The following is a 16181-nucleotide window of genomic DNA, read 5'->3' on the forward strand; positions in this document are numbered from 1 at the left end:
CTCTCGTGAGAGAACGCTTTTTTAATAGATTTATTTTGTTGGAACGCCCTACGAAGGTATAGCATTACATCATTGGCCGATATGACAAGATTACTCCAGGTTGAATGTCGCTTCGCAAGTAGTCCATTGGATTGCTTGACAAGATACGGACGACACGACACTGGTTTGAAGGCATTTTTTCTACCATCATCTTGATCCCAGCATATTCAACTTCTTCATAGGGGATTGAAACATCTTGCTGGCCAAACACCAATTCTAGCGGCATTACCGTCCATAAAATCATTGCTTCATCCCCTTAGTCTCCTTATTTGCTTGTATAAGTTCCTGCAGCTTGGTCATTGCGTCCGATATACCGCCAACCGCATCAATTAGACCAAATTTTACAGCATCTCGGCCTACTACAGATGTTCCTATATCTCTAGATAATTCTCCGGTCTTATAAAGTAAGTCCTTCCATTTGCTCTCTTTTATTTTAGAATGACTTATGACGAATCGATTAACACGCTCCTGCATCTTCTCGAGATAATCAAAAGAGCTCTGAGCCCCTATTACTAAGCCTGTTAAACGAATTGGGTGAATGGTCATACTCGCACTTTCAACAATGAAAGAATATGTGGCAGAAACCGCAATTGGCGCACCAATACTGTGCCCTCCCCCAAGCACAATCGAAACTGAGGGCTTAGACATACTTGCAACCATTTCTGCAATAGCTAACCCAGCCTCAACATCACCCCCTACTGTATTAAGCAGCAGCATGACACCATCAATCTCCGGATTCTGCTCTATTGCAACTAATTGAGGCATAATATGTTCGTACTTTGTCGTCTTGTTTTGTGGAGGAAGTACCATATGTCCTTCTATTTGACCAATAATTGTCATAACATGGATATTTGTTTTTGCGGTTGGCACCTCAGTAGTACCCAACTCTTGAATATTCTCAACAGGACTGCTCTTTTTAGCCTGACGTGTCTTTTTAGCAGGCGAAGGTGCAACTGGGGCAGGATGCTCAGGATTAACGCCTGGCGGCGCAGTCACGGGATTGTCATTATATAACACAAAGATTACCTCCATGTAGTTTATTCATTAATAGTATTGTCCATCAACGGCAATCCATACTTTATCCAAAATAAAAAAACCGAAACTAAGTTTCGGTCTAAGAGTTAAACTTCCATTATAATCGGTAATATCATTGGTCTCCTACGGGTCTTTTCATATAAGTATTTTCCAAGAACATCCCGCACATTCGCTTTAATTGCAGCCCATTCAGTAATCCCCTCTGTTTCACACTTATCTAACGCCAGTTGGACTTTCTCTTTGGCATCATCCATTAATTCTTCTGACTCTCTTACGTATACAAATCCGCGAGAAACAATATCCGGACCTGCAAGAACACCGCCGCGTTGTTTGTCCATTGTTATTACAACTATTAGTATCCCATCCTTAGCTAGCTGACGACGATCACGCAAGACGATGTTACCTACGTCACCAACGCCAAGACCATCTACAAGTACGTTTCCGGCCATAGTTTTGCCAACAATAGCACCCTTCTCTGCTGTGAACTCTAATATATTCCCATTCTCAGCAATGAAGATATTTGCTTTTGGCATACCAAGCTCTTGAGCAAGTGCTGCATGCTTTACTAAATGTCGGTATTCGCCATGAACCGGAACAAAAAATTTAGGACGAATTAGATTATGCATTAACTTTAACTCTTCTTGACTAGCATGGCCAGATACATGAATTCCTGAATCTCTTTCGTAAATAACCTCTGCACCTTGTCTAAATAAATAATCAATTGTCCGTGAAACTAACTTCTCATTACCCGGAATTGGAGTTGCAGATATAATTACAGTATCACCTGGTACTATCTCAACCTTACGGTGATCAGACATAGCCATTCTTGTAAGAGCCGACATAGGCTCGCCCTGACTTCCGGTTGTTATTATTACAATCTCCGCTGCCGGATAATTGTTGATTTCATCAATATCAATAAGGACCCCTTCAGGAATGCTAAGGTACCCAAGTTCTAAAGCAATATTAACTACATTGCTCATGCTCCGACCTAGAATCGCAACTTTGCGATTATATTTGCAGGTCATATCAATTGCTTGTTGAATACGGTGAATATTTGATGAAAACGTAGCTATTATAATTCGTTCACATGCGCTACGAAAGGCTTCGTCAAAAGTGCTTCCTACAGACTTTTCGCTCATCGTATATCCCGGTCTTTCAGCATTAGTACTATCCGCCATCAGCACTAATACACCATGGTCACCAAGTTCAGCAAATTTATGAAAATCAGTTACTTTCCCATCAACCGGTGTTTGATCAAGCTTAAAATCACCAGTGTGAACAATCGTTCCGATCGGAGTCTTAATTGACAGACCTACTGAATCAGCAATGCTGTGGCTAACCCTTATAAAACCAATTGTAAAAGCGCCTAAACTAATTTGATCGCCTGGTTTGATTGCTATCAGGCTTGTACTAGATACATTGTTTTCCTTTAATCTGCCCTGCAAAAGGCCAAGTGTAAGTTTCGTGCCATAAATGGGAGCATTAAGCTGTTTTAAAACATAAGGCAAAGCACCAATATGATCTTCATGCCCATGCGTTAGAATAATTCCCCTGATAAGATCGCGATTATCAAGCAGATAGGATATATCCGGGATAACCAGATCAATACCTAGCATATCATCATCAGGAAACATTAAACCAGAATCAATAACAATAATATCGTCGCCGTAACGTATCACTGTCATATTCTTCCCAATCTCCCCTAGTCCGCCCAAGGGAATAATTTGAACTTTTTGTGGTATTTTTGCCAAAAAAAAACACACCTCCAAATATTATTTGATTTTGAAAAGCTAATCAATGCCGCTCAATACGAAAGAAGCACAAAACCGGCCGTTCAACCTAGTTGATACAATTATAACTTATTTTGCAACATATCACAAATATATTTATATAATAGCTAAAAACCCATCCGGCAAACGGATGGGTTTTAGACTATAGCGAGCCAACCTCGTGCATTATCTGTTTAATTTTTGCGATTTCACTGTCGATTGGGGCTATTAGCGGCAACCGCAGCGGGCCTGCTTTCTGCCCAATTAAATTAACGGCTGTTTTTACAGGAATTGGATTAGTCGTGATAAACATTACCTTAAAGAACGGAAGTAGTTCTTGATGAATGGTTTGAGCTTCAGTCAGTTTTCCTGCTTCAAAAGCCGCAATCATTTTCTGCATTTTATTACCCACGATATGAGCCGCAACACTAATTATACCAACACCGCCAAGTGCTAAAATAGGCAATGTAAGGCTGTCATCTCCGCTGTATACCATGAAATCTTTAGGCGTTGTCCGGATAATTTCGGAAACCTGATCCAAATTTCCGCTTGCTTCTTTTACAGCTACAATGTTTTCGATCTCGGCAAGCCGTTTAATAGTATCAGGCAGAATATTAGACGCTGTTCGACCAGGAACGTTATAAACAATTAACGGTAGCGTAGTAGATTCTGCTATTGCTTTAAAATGTTGATAAAATCCTTCTTGCGGCGGTTTATTATAATAAGGACCAACTAGCATAGCACCATGGACACCAATGCGCTCAGCCTCTTGCGTCAAGCTTATAGAAGCTCGCGTATCATTAGAACCCGTCCCTGCGATTACACTTGCCTTATCACCAACAGCTTCCAGAACAGTTTTAAACAGTTTTAGCTTCTCTTCCCTGTCTAAAGTAGCCGCCTCGCCCGTGCTGCCGGCTACCACAAGACCGTCTGAGCCGTTAGCCACTAAGTATTCTGCAAGCTCAGCCGCCCGCTGATAGTTTACACTATAGTCATCGTTAAAAGGGGTTACCATTGCCGTTAGAATCCGACCAAAACTCTTCATTTTTCTTCCCCTCCCTAATCAGATAAATTGAATTTTCCATGAAGTGAAGTAACAGCTTTTTGTATATCGGATTTTCGTATTAATACCGAAATAGATGTATGGGAATCCACAGTTTGTAAAATACGAATACCATTAGCCGCAAGCGCCTCAACAAAACTGGCCATAACGCCTGGTACTTCGCGCATACCGCCGCCAATTACAGATACCTTTGCACAACCCGAAACAACGTCAGCTTTATAGCCGATCTCAGCTAATTTAGCACGCGCTTTTTCCGCAATACCTTCCTCAACGGTAAACATTATTTGGCCTGGGTGCACATTAATTAAATCTACGCTAATTCCATTATCAGCCATTAACTTAAAAACTCTAAAACTGACTTGACCAGGGTCTTCATTAGTTACATCTATTTTGATTTGAGCGATATCACTCAAATATGTAACTCCTGTTGCAATGCGATCTGTCACCGTTGATCCTTCTGTAGTCTCTTTTGATATATTCGTAATTAATGTGCCTGGCGCATCAGAAAATGTTGACTTAACTACCAGAGGGATTCCCTTGGGCATAACTATTTCTACTGCACGCGGATGAATAACTTTTGCGCCCTGGTGCGCTAGCTGGCATACCTCTGAGTAACTTATGCGGTCAAGAATTTTTGCGTTACTGACAATTCTAGGATCCGCCGTCATTATACCATCAACGTCCGTATAAATCTCAACTAAATCAGCGTTTAGCGCAGCTCCCAAGGCAGCTGCCGTTGTATCACTGCCGCCTCGTCCCAGCGTAGTCAATTCACCATCTAAACTGACACCTTGAAATCCACACACAACAGGAAGTTTACCGGCCTTTAACAAGTTAATCATCCTAGTTGGATCAACCTTTAATATACGAGCATTATTAAAATTGTTGTCGGTAGTAACTCCAGCCTGCCCCCCAGTAAGCATCACAGCATCGATGCCTTCAGCCTGAAGAGTTCCTGCCATGGTAACTGCTGAAATAATTTCGCCGCAACACATGATCTGATCAAGTTCACGAGGAGCTATATCCTGATAGGACTCACGCGCAAGACCTATAAGCGAGTCAGTAGCATAACTTTCTCCTTTACGTCCCATAGCTGATACGACGACAACAGGACTAAGGCCTTGTTCTAATGCTGCCTTAATTTTTTTGACAACTAGCGCGCGATTCTCCCGTGATGCTACTGAAGTTCCACCAAACTTTTGGACAACTATACGCATTTAAAAACACCTCAAACTAAATTGTTATCAATCATGTATTCAGCGATTTGGAGTGCGTTGAGTGCAGCGCCCTTACGAATCTGATCGCCTACTACCCATAGGTTGAGGGCATTAGGTATCGATTTATCTTCACGAATGCGTCCAACAAACACTTCATCCAAATTTGAAGTAAATAACGGCATAGGATATTGCATTTCAGCCGGATTATCTTGTACTTCAACGCCTGGAAAAGCTGCAAGCAGCTCTCTGGCTTCAGCCGCCGAAAGCGGCCCTTCAAGTTCAATATTTATAGATTCCGCGTGGCTGCGATAAACTGGTACGCGAATAGTTGTTGCAGTGATACCTATATTATAGTCGTTAAGTATTTTATGAGTCTCATGAACCATCTTCATTTCTTCTTTGGTATAACCATCTTCAACAAATACGTCGATTTGAGGAAGCAGATTAAACGCAATTTGATAATGCTTGGGTAAACTTGCACTCGGGAGTATATTAGCTTTAACGGGACGGTTATTAATTACGCATTCAACCTGGTCAGTCAGTTCGTCGATTGCTTCCTTACCTGCTCCGGAGACTGCCTGATATGTTGAAACAACAATACGTTTTATTTTTACACGATCATATATAGGCTTTAGGGCCATCATCATGATAATCGTCGAGCAATTCGGATTTGCAATTATACCTTTATGGTCTTTTATAGCCTCCGGATTTACTTCCGGAATAACTAGCGGGACATCGGGATCCATACGAAAGGCGCTTGAGTTATCAATGACTACCGCTCCAGCTTTAACAGCATCTGCTGCAAATATTTTACTAGCTGCTCCGCCGGCAAATAAGGCAATATCAACATCTTTAAAAGACTCCGAAGTAGCTTCTTCTACAGTGTATGTTTGACCTAAGAAATCAATAGTTTTTCCCGCAGAGCGCTTAGATGCAAGTAACTTAAGACTGCTAAACGGGAACTTGCGCTCAGCAATCAAATTTAGCAACTCTTGACCGACGGCACCTGTAGCCCCTAGTATAGCTATATTACATTTTTTCATTACTTTCGACCTCCTTGAAAGATGTTATATTATATCTAAAATGTGGTTTAAGATGTGCCTTTAGTAAAAATTATAAAATGTGTTCAAGTCCAAATACCAAACCATCTAACGTCAAAACTTTCTTACATGCTAATACAACGCCTGGCATAAATGATTCGCGTGAAATCGAGTCGTGCCTAATCGATAAAGTTTGACCAAGTCCGCCAAAAATCACTTCTTGATGCGCTACATACCCAGGAAGGCGCACACTATGAATGCGAATACCTGACAATTCGCCGCCCCGAGCACCAGGCAGTTTTTCCATCTCAGCTGGATGTCCTTGTCTCAAATAACCTCGATTCTCAGCTATTAGTTCAGCTGTTCTTAGAGCCGTTCCTGAAGGAGCATCCAATTTTTGATCGTGGTGCATTTCAATAATTTCAACATTCGGAAGGAATTTAGCCGCATCTTGCGCCAATTTCATCATTAAAATTGCACCAATTGAAAAGTTTGGAGAGATTAAGGCATTAACTTTTGTATTTTTACATAAATTACGCAATTGTGAAACATCATCTTCTGAGAGACCAGTTGTGCCTACTACTGGACACACCCCATTCTCGATAGCGATCTTTATATTATTCATTACAGCCGAAGGGTTAGTAAAATCAACCATTACTTGGGGTTTTGTTTCATTAATCACCATCTGTAAATCATTACCCACAATAATACCAGTTTTCCCAACACCAATTAAATCGCCAACATCGCTAAAATCCGAATTAACATCCACCGCACCTACAATACTAAGTTGGTCGTCCTTATATACTGCTTTTAAAACTTCACGTCCCATTTTGCCATAAGCACCGCAAACTAAGACTCTAATCATAATTCCACCTCCTAATATCGATACAAAATAAATAGGCCGGTGAGTGTATCTCACCGGCCATTCAGAATACCTGAAAGTCCTAGGAAAAGGGAAAACAAAATATATGTTTTCCTGCCCTAGATGAGATAGCGCTCCACCAAAAGCTATGGTGACAGTCTTAAACCTATTCGACTTAAGACCAGTACGAAGTCTTGGTAAAACTTTCGCACTTCGGCGGTTAACCCTTTTCTTTCAGATCATAGAAACCACTCTCCCTGAAAGTACTAATGTTACCCGCACCTCTACTGCACCCTATGCAGGGGTATCATTCTATTGAATTACATTTATTTTATAATAGGCTTCTATAAGTGTCAATGCTTTTTAAATTTTTCCCAACCTATTTTTTTATTTAGCAGTATGACTTTCGATATCCGTTGCGCCATTTTGCCGTAATATTTGAGCCGCTGTATCTACTTTTCCTGAAGCAGTGCGGATTACGGCTAAAATTCCGCCTTCGGCAACGCTCTGCTCGTAGCGCTGGCTAGCCTCAGCAGGAATACCCCAATCAATTAAACCACCGGCGATTCCGCCTGCTACTGCTCCGCCAATTGCTGCTGCAATAGGACCAGAGGCAATAACGGGACCGATACCTGGGATGGCCATTGCACCGACACTTGCTACAACGCCTGCTCCTAAAAGCAGTCCTCCAATACCGCCAAGAGTTCCTCCCGTAAGGGCACCATCGGTAATATCGTCATCATAAGTTTTATTTTGATTGTTTCCTTGTTTACCTTCTTTTGAAACGATATTAATTTCTTCGGTATTAAAGCCCTTATTCCGTAATTCCGATACTGCCTTTTCTGCATCACTTCTCGAATTGAAAACGCCAATTACTGCACGATTGTCCTGTCCACCTGCTGTAGTAGATTGGCTCGTTGCTTGCTGTGTATTGCCCGACTGCGAAGCAATTGGGCGAACCCCTGCGGTCATCGAGTTAGTATTACTGGAAACCTGATTATTTGTCGTCTGATGTTGATTTTGACCTTTTGACTGATTATTCACCATAGTACCTCCTAACATTTAAAATGCTTATGGCAATTTAATGTTAGTTTGTCCTTCTGAAAACTTAATATGTGTCAAAATTCCCACCATCACGACCTTTGCTGTTAAATAATCCATCAAAAGAATCGCTTAAGTCCACGATAATTATATCATCGCCAATTCGCCTAATTGATCGCCATGGTATTGCTGATGCCCGACTATCACCTAAAATACTAAATAATCCGCCGCGCCTTGGAAGAACTAGAGAATGAATACGGCCGGTTCTAGCATCTACCGTAAGCTCGCAGTCATCAATCACTCCTAATCTTGCGCCGTCCCCAAGATTAATAACTTCTTTTCCAGTAAAATCGCTTAAACGCATGTTTCTTCCTCCTAACAACTACCTTTAAAGAACTTTACTAACAGCGGTTGAAAAAGCGCGAGAAAAATTGCAGTACAAGCCAAAGGATCAAGAGCTACATTATAAACAATAATCTTTTCCGGTATTTCGATTTTTAGAAAAGATACCAGCATAATTAGTGATAGATATAATCCGCCAGCTACAGCAACTAGCTCCTGGATTGCTAAAGAAACGGGTGACGGTTTGGTCTCTACGCTGTCTAATATGCTTCGAAGGCGATTAACCCGCAATTTTATTGACCATGCTATGCCTAAACATATCAGCACCAATACTGCCCAGGCATACATAACATTACCTCCAATCCTCATTAATTAAAAATATGTTACTAATAAAAAAGTATGTCAAAAAAATAAGGTTACCGAACTAAGTCAGTAACCTTATTTTGCCCCAGTACTACCAAAACCGCCTTGCCGCACAATACTGTTATGCTCATCATGGTCAGCTTTAAAATATTTGTAAAAAATCCCCTGAGCAATTCGCTCTCCTTTTTCAATTATAACCGGATAATTGTTATAGTTAATGACTGCAACCATAATGTGACCTTCATTGTCATGATTATTATAATAATCGGAATCAATTATGCCCTGACCATTGATCAAACCAAGCTTTTTTTTGACGGACAGGCCTGATCTTATGTGTATTCCTAAATATTCATCACCTGGCATTCTTGCCTTTAGACCGGTAGGTACTAATGTAACACCGCAAGGCGATAGCGTAACAGTCTCAGCTGCTGCTATATCGTATCCGGCACTGTTTGCCGTCTTACGCTTTGGTATTTCTACCCCAGCATCAAGGTAACTACTTATTATTTCAAATGCTCTCATAACTCGGCCCTCTTATATACTATATATTTGAAATCTTTGGTATATCTGATTCATTAATCGGTCCAAGTGCCGTAAGCCCAAAGCCTTCAGGAATAAACAGCTGCTCAGCAGCAAGTTTCACATCCTTCAAAGTAACTTTTTCTATCTTTTCAACAACTTCCTCTAAAGTCACGTAACGTTCAAGCGTCGTTTCCATTTTGCCTAACCGTGACATTCGACTGCTTGAGCTTTCTAAGCCCAGGAATAAACCACCTTTTAGCTGTTCCTTGGCCCGCAATAACTCAGACTCCGTAATTCCTTCCTTTCTAATTGATTGCAGCGTCTCGGAAATTATTTCAATAACTTGAACGGTGTTAGCTGGGCGAGTCCCGGCGTAAACAGTAAATAAACCAACATCGCTATAATTTGTCTGATATGAATAGATAGAATAGGCCAACCCCTTCTCCTCTCTAATAGCCTGAAAGAGCCGCGAGCTTATTCCGCCTCCTAGAATATTATTAAGAGCATGGAGCTTATATGAATCAGGGGATTTTTGCGAAACTCCCTGCGTACTCAAGCAAAGATGAACTTGCTCTGTGTCCTTGGTCCGCACCGTTTGTGTCGGTATGAATGAAGGCTTAGCCGATTCAATTGCTTTCTTAGTTCCAGTCATACTTGCAAAAAACCGTTCACTAAGCTGTACAAGCTTATCATGATCTACATTGCCCGCAGCAGCAATGACTAAATTATCCGGAGTATAAAACTGCTGATAATATTCTTTAACAAGCATCTCATTAAATAGACCAATAGACTTGGTACTGCCGAGGATACTTCGCCCTAACGGATGCCTGCTCCATATCTTACTTAAATGGATATCATGGACTAACTCATCAGGTGTATCTTCATACATATGAAACTCTTCTAAGACAACTTGTCGCTCGCGTTCAATATCCTCTTTTGCAAATTTTGATGACAAAAGCATATCACTAAGAACATCTACCGCTAATTCGAGCTTACTGTCCAACACCTTCATATAATAGCACGTATGTTCCTTAGCAGTAAAAGCGTTTAATTGACCTCCAACCGCATCAACAGTCTCAGCAATACATTTTGCTGATCTTTTATGGCTTCCCTTGAACATCAAATGTTCGATAAAATGTGAGATGCCATGATTATAATCCTGTTCGGAACGCGCGCCGGTCCCAACCCAAAGACCAATCGTTACAGATTTTACATATGGTATAGATTCGCTAATTACTCTTATTCCGTTTAATAACACTGATTTACGATACATAAAATACTCCTTTATTGGGATATGTTACATTTCCCGTCAAAACATAAAAACTCCTGCTTTTTTATATTATATTCCTCACAGCACTTAACATGTAAAAAAAAGATATATATATCAGCGAACAGGTATATATCTCTTTAGCATATTATCGATTGATAAAATATTCTACTATCCCATTATAAATGCCTTGAGCAACATTATTGCGGTAAGAGTTATCACTTAAACGAGCTGCTTCATTAGCATTTGAGATAAATCCCATTTCAACCAAAATACTAGGCATCGAAGTATTTCTCAGCACATAGAATGTCGCTGCTTCCGTACCCTTATTAACCGCACCAGTCTGATTTATAAGAGCGCTCTGTACTTTAGATGCAAGTTGACTGGACTCACCGCTGCGATAGAAGGTCATTGCGCCTGTTATATTGCTATTCGGGTTGCTATTAGTATGAATACTAACAAAAATATCAGCATCATTACGTTCAGCTATATCTACCCGAGCCTGTAACTCCTGACCTAATGAACTTCCTTTTGCTGCTACAGTACGATCACTATCGCGGGTCATAACAACCTTAGCTCCTGCTTGAACTAATTTATCACGTAATTTTAAACCTACCGCTAAGTTGTTATCTGCTTCACGGGTATTATTGGCTACCGCCCCTGGATTAGTACCGCCGTGCCCTGGGTCAACAACTATAACCTTACCCTTTAAACTTCCATTATGCTGTACAGTATCTTTACTTCCGGAGACAGGCGGCAACGGTATACTTGGCGCTGGCGCATTGGTTGAAGTGTCCTTATTCCCAAAAATATTTAGAACCGGCCCTAAAATCTTGTCAAAAACCAAATTAAAAAGTTTACCGAGCACCCCACCACCGCCTGAACTACGCTCCGACGCTGTTGTTGATGACATCAGCGACCCCAGCACATCATCGGCTGATGCAGCGTTTGTTGTACCTACAGGAATTACTAGCGCGAAAACCATCAATAAAAGTAATATATGTGTAATAATCTTTTTACCAGTCACTAGCACCCTCCTATTCATCATTACATAAAAAATTTGTATCGGGCGTGGCAGCTTGTCCAAAAGAAGCATAGTAGGATAGACTTCATTTGATAAATAATGCTCTGCCAACTTATCAATAACTTCAATTAGCAAAGTTATGTAAATATGTTACCATATAAAGCACTTTATATCAATAAAAAAAACAGGCAATTGTATGCCTGTTTTTGTTACTTTATTATATCAGATACTGTCACAATCTGATATCCTTGCTTCTTAATTTCCTTTATAAGCTCTGGTAATGCTTTGGCTGTCGGCTCTGTTGGGTGAATTAGAATTATGGCGCCATTATGAATTTTTTTTAGCACTCGGCTTTTAACGATTTCAACTGGCGGACGTTGCCAGTCGATTGTATCTATACTCCACATTATTGTTTCGTAACCCAGTTCTTTAGCAGCTAATAGCACAGTATCATTGTATTCTCCATAGGGCGGAGCATATAGTAAAGTCTTAACACCAGTTAGCTCATTAACCAAGTCTTGCGTTTTGATAATTTGCTCTTTATTTTTTTCTTTACTAAGTGAGTTAGGGTGAGGATGACTATAACTATGATTTCCGAGCTCATGGCCGTGTCCGGCTAAATCTTTTAGGACATCAGGATAACGCTTAGCCCAGCTTCCGCCAATAAAAAAGGTTATTTTAACGTCGTTAGCTGCAAGCGTATTCAACATATCAGGCAGAAATTCTTCGCCCCAAAAAACATTGCAGGCAAAAGCCACTTTTGGTACTGCAGGATTCCCATGAAAAATTGGCTGAGGCTTACCCGGTATCTCAGCACTCAATATCGGCTGCAATATGCCTGATAGGGCAGCAATAGCCAGGAAAAAGCCAACTGTAAACACTATATACCAGTGCCGAACAGATGTTACGAATATCACTTTCATACAATCACCTCTATGATAATCCTATTACTCAAAGAGGGATTTAATGAAAAAAAAACATAAACCTGATGGTTTATGTTTTAACTATTTTCATTTCGCTGTTTATCTTGTTCAGCCTTAAGCAGTTCTTTTCTCGATAGGTTAACTCTTCCTTGGCGATCTATTTCAACAACTTTTACCATAATTTCATCGCCAACTTTTACTACGTCCTCAACTTTAGCCACTCTTTCAAGTGCTAATTGTGAAATGTGAACTAATCCTTCTTTACCGGGCAGTATTTCAACAAATGCCCCAAAATTCATTAATCGCGTTACTTTGCCGAGATATATCCCGCCAACTTCGACGTCTCTAACTAGCGTTTCGATAATGCGAACAGCCTTTTGTCCAGCTTCAACATCGACTGCGGCTATGAAAACCTTACCGTCATCCTCGATGTCAATTGTTACCCCGGTTTCATCAATTATCTTTTTAATAGTTTTGCCGCCTGGTCCTATAACATCGCGAATCTTATCAGGATCTATTTCCATGGTAATGATTCTCGGAGCATATGGAGACAATTCCGGTCTTGGCTGACTTATTACTTCAAGCATCTTGCCAAGAATATGCTTGCGACCGCTCTTTGCCTGTTCAAGAGCAGCTGTTAATATTGCTTTATTAATACCACCGATTTTAATATCCATTTGAATTGCGGTAACACCATTATCAGTACCAGCAACTTTGAAGTCCATATCACCTAAGGCATCTTCCATACCTTGAATATCTGTTAAAATCGTGAAATTCTCGCCTTCTTTAACAAGTCCCATTGCCACTCCGGAAACTGGCCGTTTAATTGGAACCCCTGCGTCCATCAAGGACAAGGTACTTCCGCATACGCTAGCCATCGAAGATGAACCGTTAGACTCCAATACCTCAGAAACCAATCGGATTGTGTAAGGGAATTCAGTCTCGGAAGGAATAACAGGCACAAGAGCCTTTTCTGCAAGTGCTCCATGGCCTATTTCGCGGCGGCCTGGTCCGCGTGAAGGCCTTGTCTCACCAACACTGAATGAAGGGAAGTTGTAATGATGCATATATCGCTTCGATTCTTCAACACCTAATCCATCAAGAATTTGTTCGTCTCCAATAGCACCAAGTGTTGCAATATTAAGAACTTGGGTTTGGCCTCTGGTAAATAATCCTGAGCCATGGGTTCGCGCAAGTACACCTACTTCACATGTTATCGGTCGAACCTCGTCTAGCGCACGTCCATCCGGGCGGATTTTATCAACTGTAATCATGCGACGAACAATACCTTTTAATATCTTTTGAATTACGTATTGAATTTCCTTGGCATTGTCCGGGTAGATTTCAGCAAATTGCAATGCCGCATCTTGCTTAACAAGTTTTATAGCCTCTTCACGAGCAAGTTTATCAGCGTTTCGAACAGCTGCTTCAAGTCTGTCCGCTACATAGTCATGTACTGCGCTTGCTATTTCCTCCGGAACCTCATACAATTTTATCTGACGTTTTTCTTTGCCTATCTGGGAAACAATTGTTTCCTGAAACTTAACTATTTCACCAATAACATTATGACCAAATTCAATTGCGTCTAGGATAATCTCTTCTGAAACTTCCTTTGCAGCTGCTTCAACCATTAAAACAGCATCCTTTGTCCCTGCTACAACTAAATTTAGTTCACTCTGCTCTTGCTGTTCTATTGTCGGATTAATAACAAACTCCCCACTAATCCTACCAATACGAACTCCACCAATAGGACCATTGAATGGAATATCAGAAATACAGAGAGCACAAGATGCACCAATCATGGCAGGGATTTCAGGCGAATTATTTTGATCAACAGACAGCACGGTAGCTACTACTTGGACGTCATTTCGAAATCCGTCAGCAAACAATGGTCTAATGGGCCTATCAATTAAACGCCCAGCCAAGATAGCAGATTCACTTGGACGGCCCTCGCGCTTAATAAATCCTCCGGGAATTTTTCCAACCGAGTATAGACGCTCTTCGTAGTCAACAGTTAACGGAAAAAAATCAATTCCTTCTCTTGGTTCAGCCGATGCTGTCGCTGTTACCAAAACTGCAGTATCGCCATACCGGACTAAAACAGCTCCGCTTGCTTGCTTGGCCATTTTGCCTGATTCAATTATCAAATTTCGGCCGCCAATCTGCATTTCAAAACTATGCATATTTAGTTTTCCTCCTCTAAGAACCCCTATTCTTTTTCCAAATACTTCTTCGACATTTTTTTTATTATACCCTTTTTTAGCCAAGTTTAACCTTTAAAAATAAAAAAGCGGAAAATTCCGCTTTTTATTACTTTCTAAGATTCAGTTTCTGGAGAATGGTCCGATAACGTTCAATATCATTGTCACGAAGATAGTTTAATAAACCTCTACGCTGACCGACCATTTTTAGAAGACCGCGACGAGAATGATGGTCTTTTTTATGCTCTTTCAAGTGATCAGTCAAGTAGTTAATTCTCTCAGTTAAAATAGCAATTTGTACTTCCGGTGATCCGGTATCAGCATCATGTAGACGGTATTTCTCGATTAATTGTTTCTTCAATTCTGGTGTTAACATAATGGTCACCTCCTTTTCAGTAATATCCCCAATAGCCAAGACAATCGCTGGAGATTCGACTATCCTCGCCATGGTTCGACTATGGTTGTTTTAGCAACATTGATATTCTATCATACCCTATAACTAATGTAAACAGAATTACCTACATCACTTTACAGTTGTTGCAAAAATATTCTTGTGCAGTACAGATATCGCGGCGAATTTGATCAACAAGCTGCTCAGCACTCAAAAATTTTTTTTCACCACGAATGTATTCAAAAAATTCTACGCCGATTGTTTTACCATATAGGTCGCCCGTATAATTAAACAGATAAACCTCTATACGGCGATCATGGCCATTAAATGTCGGATTAGTTCCAATATTAGCTATGCCACTATAAGTAGCCAGAGATGTGTATACCTTTACAGCATACACACCATCAGCTGGCGCTATTAGATCTGGTATAACGGCAAGATTGGCGGTTGGGTAGCCCAATGTCCTCCCCCGCTGCTCACCCTTTATGACCTTTCCTTTTAGCTTAAATGGCCTTCCTAAAAGTTTAGCAGCATCAGCCACTTTGCCTTCTTTTATTAGTTGTCTTATCAAGGTACTGCTTATGATTGTTCCATCTATTTCAAAGGCCTCCATTATTTCAGCCTTGAAACCATATTGTTGCTCAGCACTTTTTAATAATTCCGGTGTACCGGCACTTTTATAACCAAAACTATAATTAGGGCCAACTACCACATATTTGGGGTTTAAGTTTCGAGCTAGCTGACTTAAAAATTCTTCTGGCAACATCCTAGCAAAATCGTGAGTAAAAGGGATATTAAGCAATACATCTACACCTATATCTGCAAGCAATTCTGATTTATAGTCAGGTGTTGAAATCTGTTGCGGGCAACGATTCGGCGCTACAATGGATAGCGGGTGATTGCTGAAAGTAAATACGACACTAGTGCCTCCCATTGATTTAGCTAGTTCTACTGCACGGGAAATGATTTTTTGATGACCTAGATGAACACCATCAAATGTTCCTAATACCACAGCTATCTTGGGAAAGCGCTTAGTCAAATTAGTTATAGTTGTATAAATCTCCATATTATCTCCTCACGTC

Annotated in this window: 17 protein-coding genes; all 17 read right to left on the reverse strand. The window is 40.6% G+C overall.

What is annotated here, in order from left to right:
* Nucleotides 1-64: 64 nt before the first annotated feature.
* On the reverse strand, nt 65-283 hold the full coding sequence (locus tag GX348_06580; protein ID NLP41853.1) for a hypothetical protein: 219 nt from the start codon (nt 281-283) through the stop codon (nt 65-67).
* On the reverse strand, nt 280-1071 hold the full coding sequence (locus tag GX348_06585; protein ID NLP41854.1) for a translocation-enhancing protein TepA: 792 nt from the start codon (nt 1069-1071) through the stop codon (nt 280-282). The genes GX348_06580 and GX348_06585 overlap by 4 nt, the downstream gene beginning before the upstream one ends.
* A gap of 89 nt (nt 1072-1160) precedes the next feature.
* Entirely contained in the window at nt 1161-2825 is a 1665-nt protein-coding gene (locus GX348_06590) for a ribonuclease J (protein NLP41855.1), read from the reverse strand.
* Nucleotides 2826-3006: 181 nt separating this feature from the next.
* Nucleotides 3007-3888: a 4-hydroxy-tetrahydrodipicolinate synthase gene (dapA, locus tag GX348_06595; protein ID NLP41856.1), complete on the reverse strand. Its 882-nt coding sequence runs from the start codon at nt 3886-3888 to the stop codon at nt 3007-3009.
* 14 nt (nt 3889-3902) lie between these two features.
* Nucleotides 3903-5123 carry an aspartate kinase gene (gene dapG, locus GX348_06600; protein ID NLP41857.1) on the reverse strand — a complete coding sequence of 407 codons (1221 nt, stop codon included), beginning with the start codon at nt 5121-5123 and terminating at the stop codon, nt 3903-3905.
* Nucleotides 5124-5134: 11 nt separating this feature from the next.
* Nucleotides 5135-6166 carry an aspartate-semialdehyde dehydrogenase gene (locus tag GX348_06605; protein NLP41858.1) on the reverse strand — a complete coding sequence of 344 codons (1032 nt, stop codon included), beginning with the start codon at nt 6164-6166 and terminating at the stop codon, nt 5135-5137.
* Nucleotides 6167-6236: 70 nt separating this feature from the next.
* Nucleotides 6237-7028, reverse strand: a complete 792-nt coding sequence (locus GX348_06610) for a 4-hydroxy-tetrahydrodipicolinate reductase (protein ID NLP41859.1) — start codon at nt 7026-7028, stop codon at nt 6237-6239.
* Between the two features lie 384 nt (nt 7029-7412).
* Nucleotides 7413-8072, reverse strand: coding sequence for a hypothetical protein (locus GX348_06615; GenBank protein NLP41860.1), 660 nt, complete (start codon nt 8070-8072; stop codon nt 7413-7415).
* Nucleotides 8073-8133: 61 nt separating this feature from the next.
* Nucleotides 8134-8430, reverse strand: a complete 297-nt coding sequence (locus GX348_06620) for a YlmC/YmxH family sporulation protein (protein ID NLP41861.1) — start codon at nt 8428-8430, stop codon at nt 8134-8136.
* Between the two features lie 11 nt (nt 8431-8441).
* Nucleotides 8442-8756, reverse strand: coding sequence for a hypothetical protein (locus tag GX348_06625; GenBank protein ID NLP41862.1), 315 nt, complete (start codon nt 8754-8756; stop codon nt 8442-8444).
* Nucleotides 8757-8846: 90 nt separating this feature from the next.
* A complete protein-coding gene (dut, locus tag GX348_06630; protein ID NLP41863.1) occupies nt 8847-9293 on the reverse strand; it encodes a dUTP diphosphatase in 447 nt (148 codons plus the stop codon).
* Nucleotides 9294-9312: 19 nt separating this feature from the next.
* Nucleotides 9313-10566 (reverse strand): insulinase family protein, encoded by a 1254-nt coding sequence (locus GX348_06635; GenBank protein ID NLP41864.1) that lies wholly within the window; start codon nt 10564-10566, stop codon nt 9313-9315.
* A 142-nt stretch (nt 10567-10708) separates the two neighbouring features.
* Nucleotides 10709-11587: an N-acetylmuramoyl-L-alanine amidase gene (locus GX348_06640; protein ID NLP41865.1), complete on the reverse strand. Its 879-nt coding sequence runs from the start codon at nt 11585-11587 to the stop codon at nt 10709-10711.
* A 206-nt stretch (nt 11588-11793) separates the two neighbouring features.
* The gene (locus GX348_06645) at nt 11794-12507 is read right to left on the reverse strand and encodes a polysaccharide deacetylase family protein (GenBank protein ID NLP41866.1); all 714 of its coding nucleotides are present in this window, start codon (nt 12505-12507) and stop codon (nt 11794-11796) included.
* Between the two features lie 77 nt (nt 12508-12584).
* Nucleotides 12585-14690 (reverse strand): polyribonucleotide nucleotidyltransferase, encoded by a 2106-nt coding sequence (locus GX348_06650; protein ID NLP41867.1) that lies wholly within the window; start codon nt 14688-14690, stop codon nt 12585-12587.
* Nucleotides 14691-14817: 127 nt separating this feature from the next.
* Nucleotides 14818-15084 (reverse strand): 30S ribosomal protein S15, encoded by a 267-nt coding sequence (rpsO, locus tag GX348_06655; protein NLP41868.1) that lies wholly within the window; start codon nt 15082-15084, stop codon nt 14818-14820.
* Nucleotides 15085-15226: 142 nt separating this feature from the next.
* Nucleotides 15227-16165 carry a bifunctional riboflavin kinase/FAD synthetase gene (locus GX348_06660; GenBank protein NLP41869.1) on the reverse strand — a complete coding sequence of 313 codons (939 nt, stop codon included), beginning with the start codon at nt 16163-16165 and terminating at the stop codon, nt 15227-15229.
* Nucleotides 16166-16181 lie beyond the last annotated feature (16 nt).

Source organism: Veillonellaceae bacterium (genome assembly GCA_012523975.1).
Lineage (GTDB): Bacteria > Bacillota > Negativicutes > JAAYSF01 > JAAYSF01 > JAAYSF01.

Bases quoted from the DNA above. Each gene is read 5' to 3' on its own strand.
- GX348_06580 (NLP41853.1), bottom strand. From the start codon at position 283: ATGATTTTATGGACGGTAATGCCGCTAGAATTGGTGTTTGGCCAGCAA.
- GX348_06585 (NLP41854.1), bottom strand. From the start codon at position 1,071: ATGGAGGTAATCTTTGTGTTATATAATGACAATCCCGTGACTGCGCCG.
- dapA (NLP41856.1), bottom strand. From the start codon at position 3,888: ATGAAGAGTTTTGGTCGGATTCTAACGGCAATGGTAACCCCTTTTAAC.
- dapG (NLP41857.1), bottom strand. From the start codon at position 5,123: ATGCGTATAGTTGTCCAAAAGTTTGGTGGAACTTCAGTAGCATCACGG.
- GX348_06605 (NLP41858.1), bottom strand. From the start codon at position 6,166: ATGAAAAAATGTAATATAGCTATACTAGGGGCTACAGGTGCCGTCGGT.
- GX348_06610 (NLP41859.1), bottom strand. From the start codon at position 7,028: ATGATTAGAGTCTTAGTTTGCGGTGCTTATGGCAAAATGGGACGTGAA.
- GX348_06615 (NLP41860.1), bottom strand. From the start codon at position 8,072: ATGGTGAATAATCAGTCAAAAGGTCAAAATCAACATCAGACGACAAAT.
- GX348_06620 (NLP41861.1), bottom strand. From the start codon at position 8,430: ATGCGTTTAAGCGATTTTACTGGAAAAGAAGTTATTAATCTTGGGGAC.
- GX348_06625 (NLP41862.1), bottom strand. From the start codon at position 8,756: ATGTATGCCTGGGCAGTATTGGTGCTGATATGTTTAGGCATAGCATGG.
- dut (NLP41863.1), bottom strand. From the start codon at position 9,293: ATGAGAGCATTTGAAATAATAAGTAGTTACCTTGATGCTGGGGTAGAA.
- GX348_06635 (NLP41864.1), bottom strand. From the start codon at position 10,566: ATGTATCGTAAATCAGTGTTATTAAACGGAATAAGAGTAATTAGCGAA.
- GX348_06645 (NLP41866.1), bottom strand. From the start codon at position 12,507: ATGAAAGTGATATTCGTAACATCTGTTCGGCACTGGTATATAGTGTTT.
- GX348_06650 (NLP41867.1), bottom strand. From the start codon at position 14,690: ATGCATAGTTTTGAAATGCAGATTGGCGGCCGAAATTTGATAATTGAA.
- rpsO (NLP41868.1), bottom strand. From the start codon at position 15,084: ATGTTAACACCAGAATTGAAGAAACAATTAATCGAGAAATACCGTCTA.
- GX348_06660 (NLP41869.1), bottom strand. From the start codon at position 16,165: ATGGAGATTTATACAACTATAACTAATTTGACTAAGCGCTTTCCCAAG.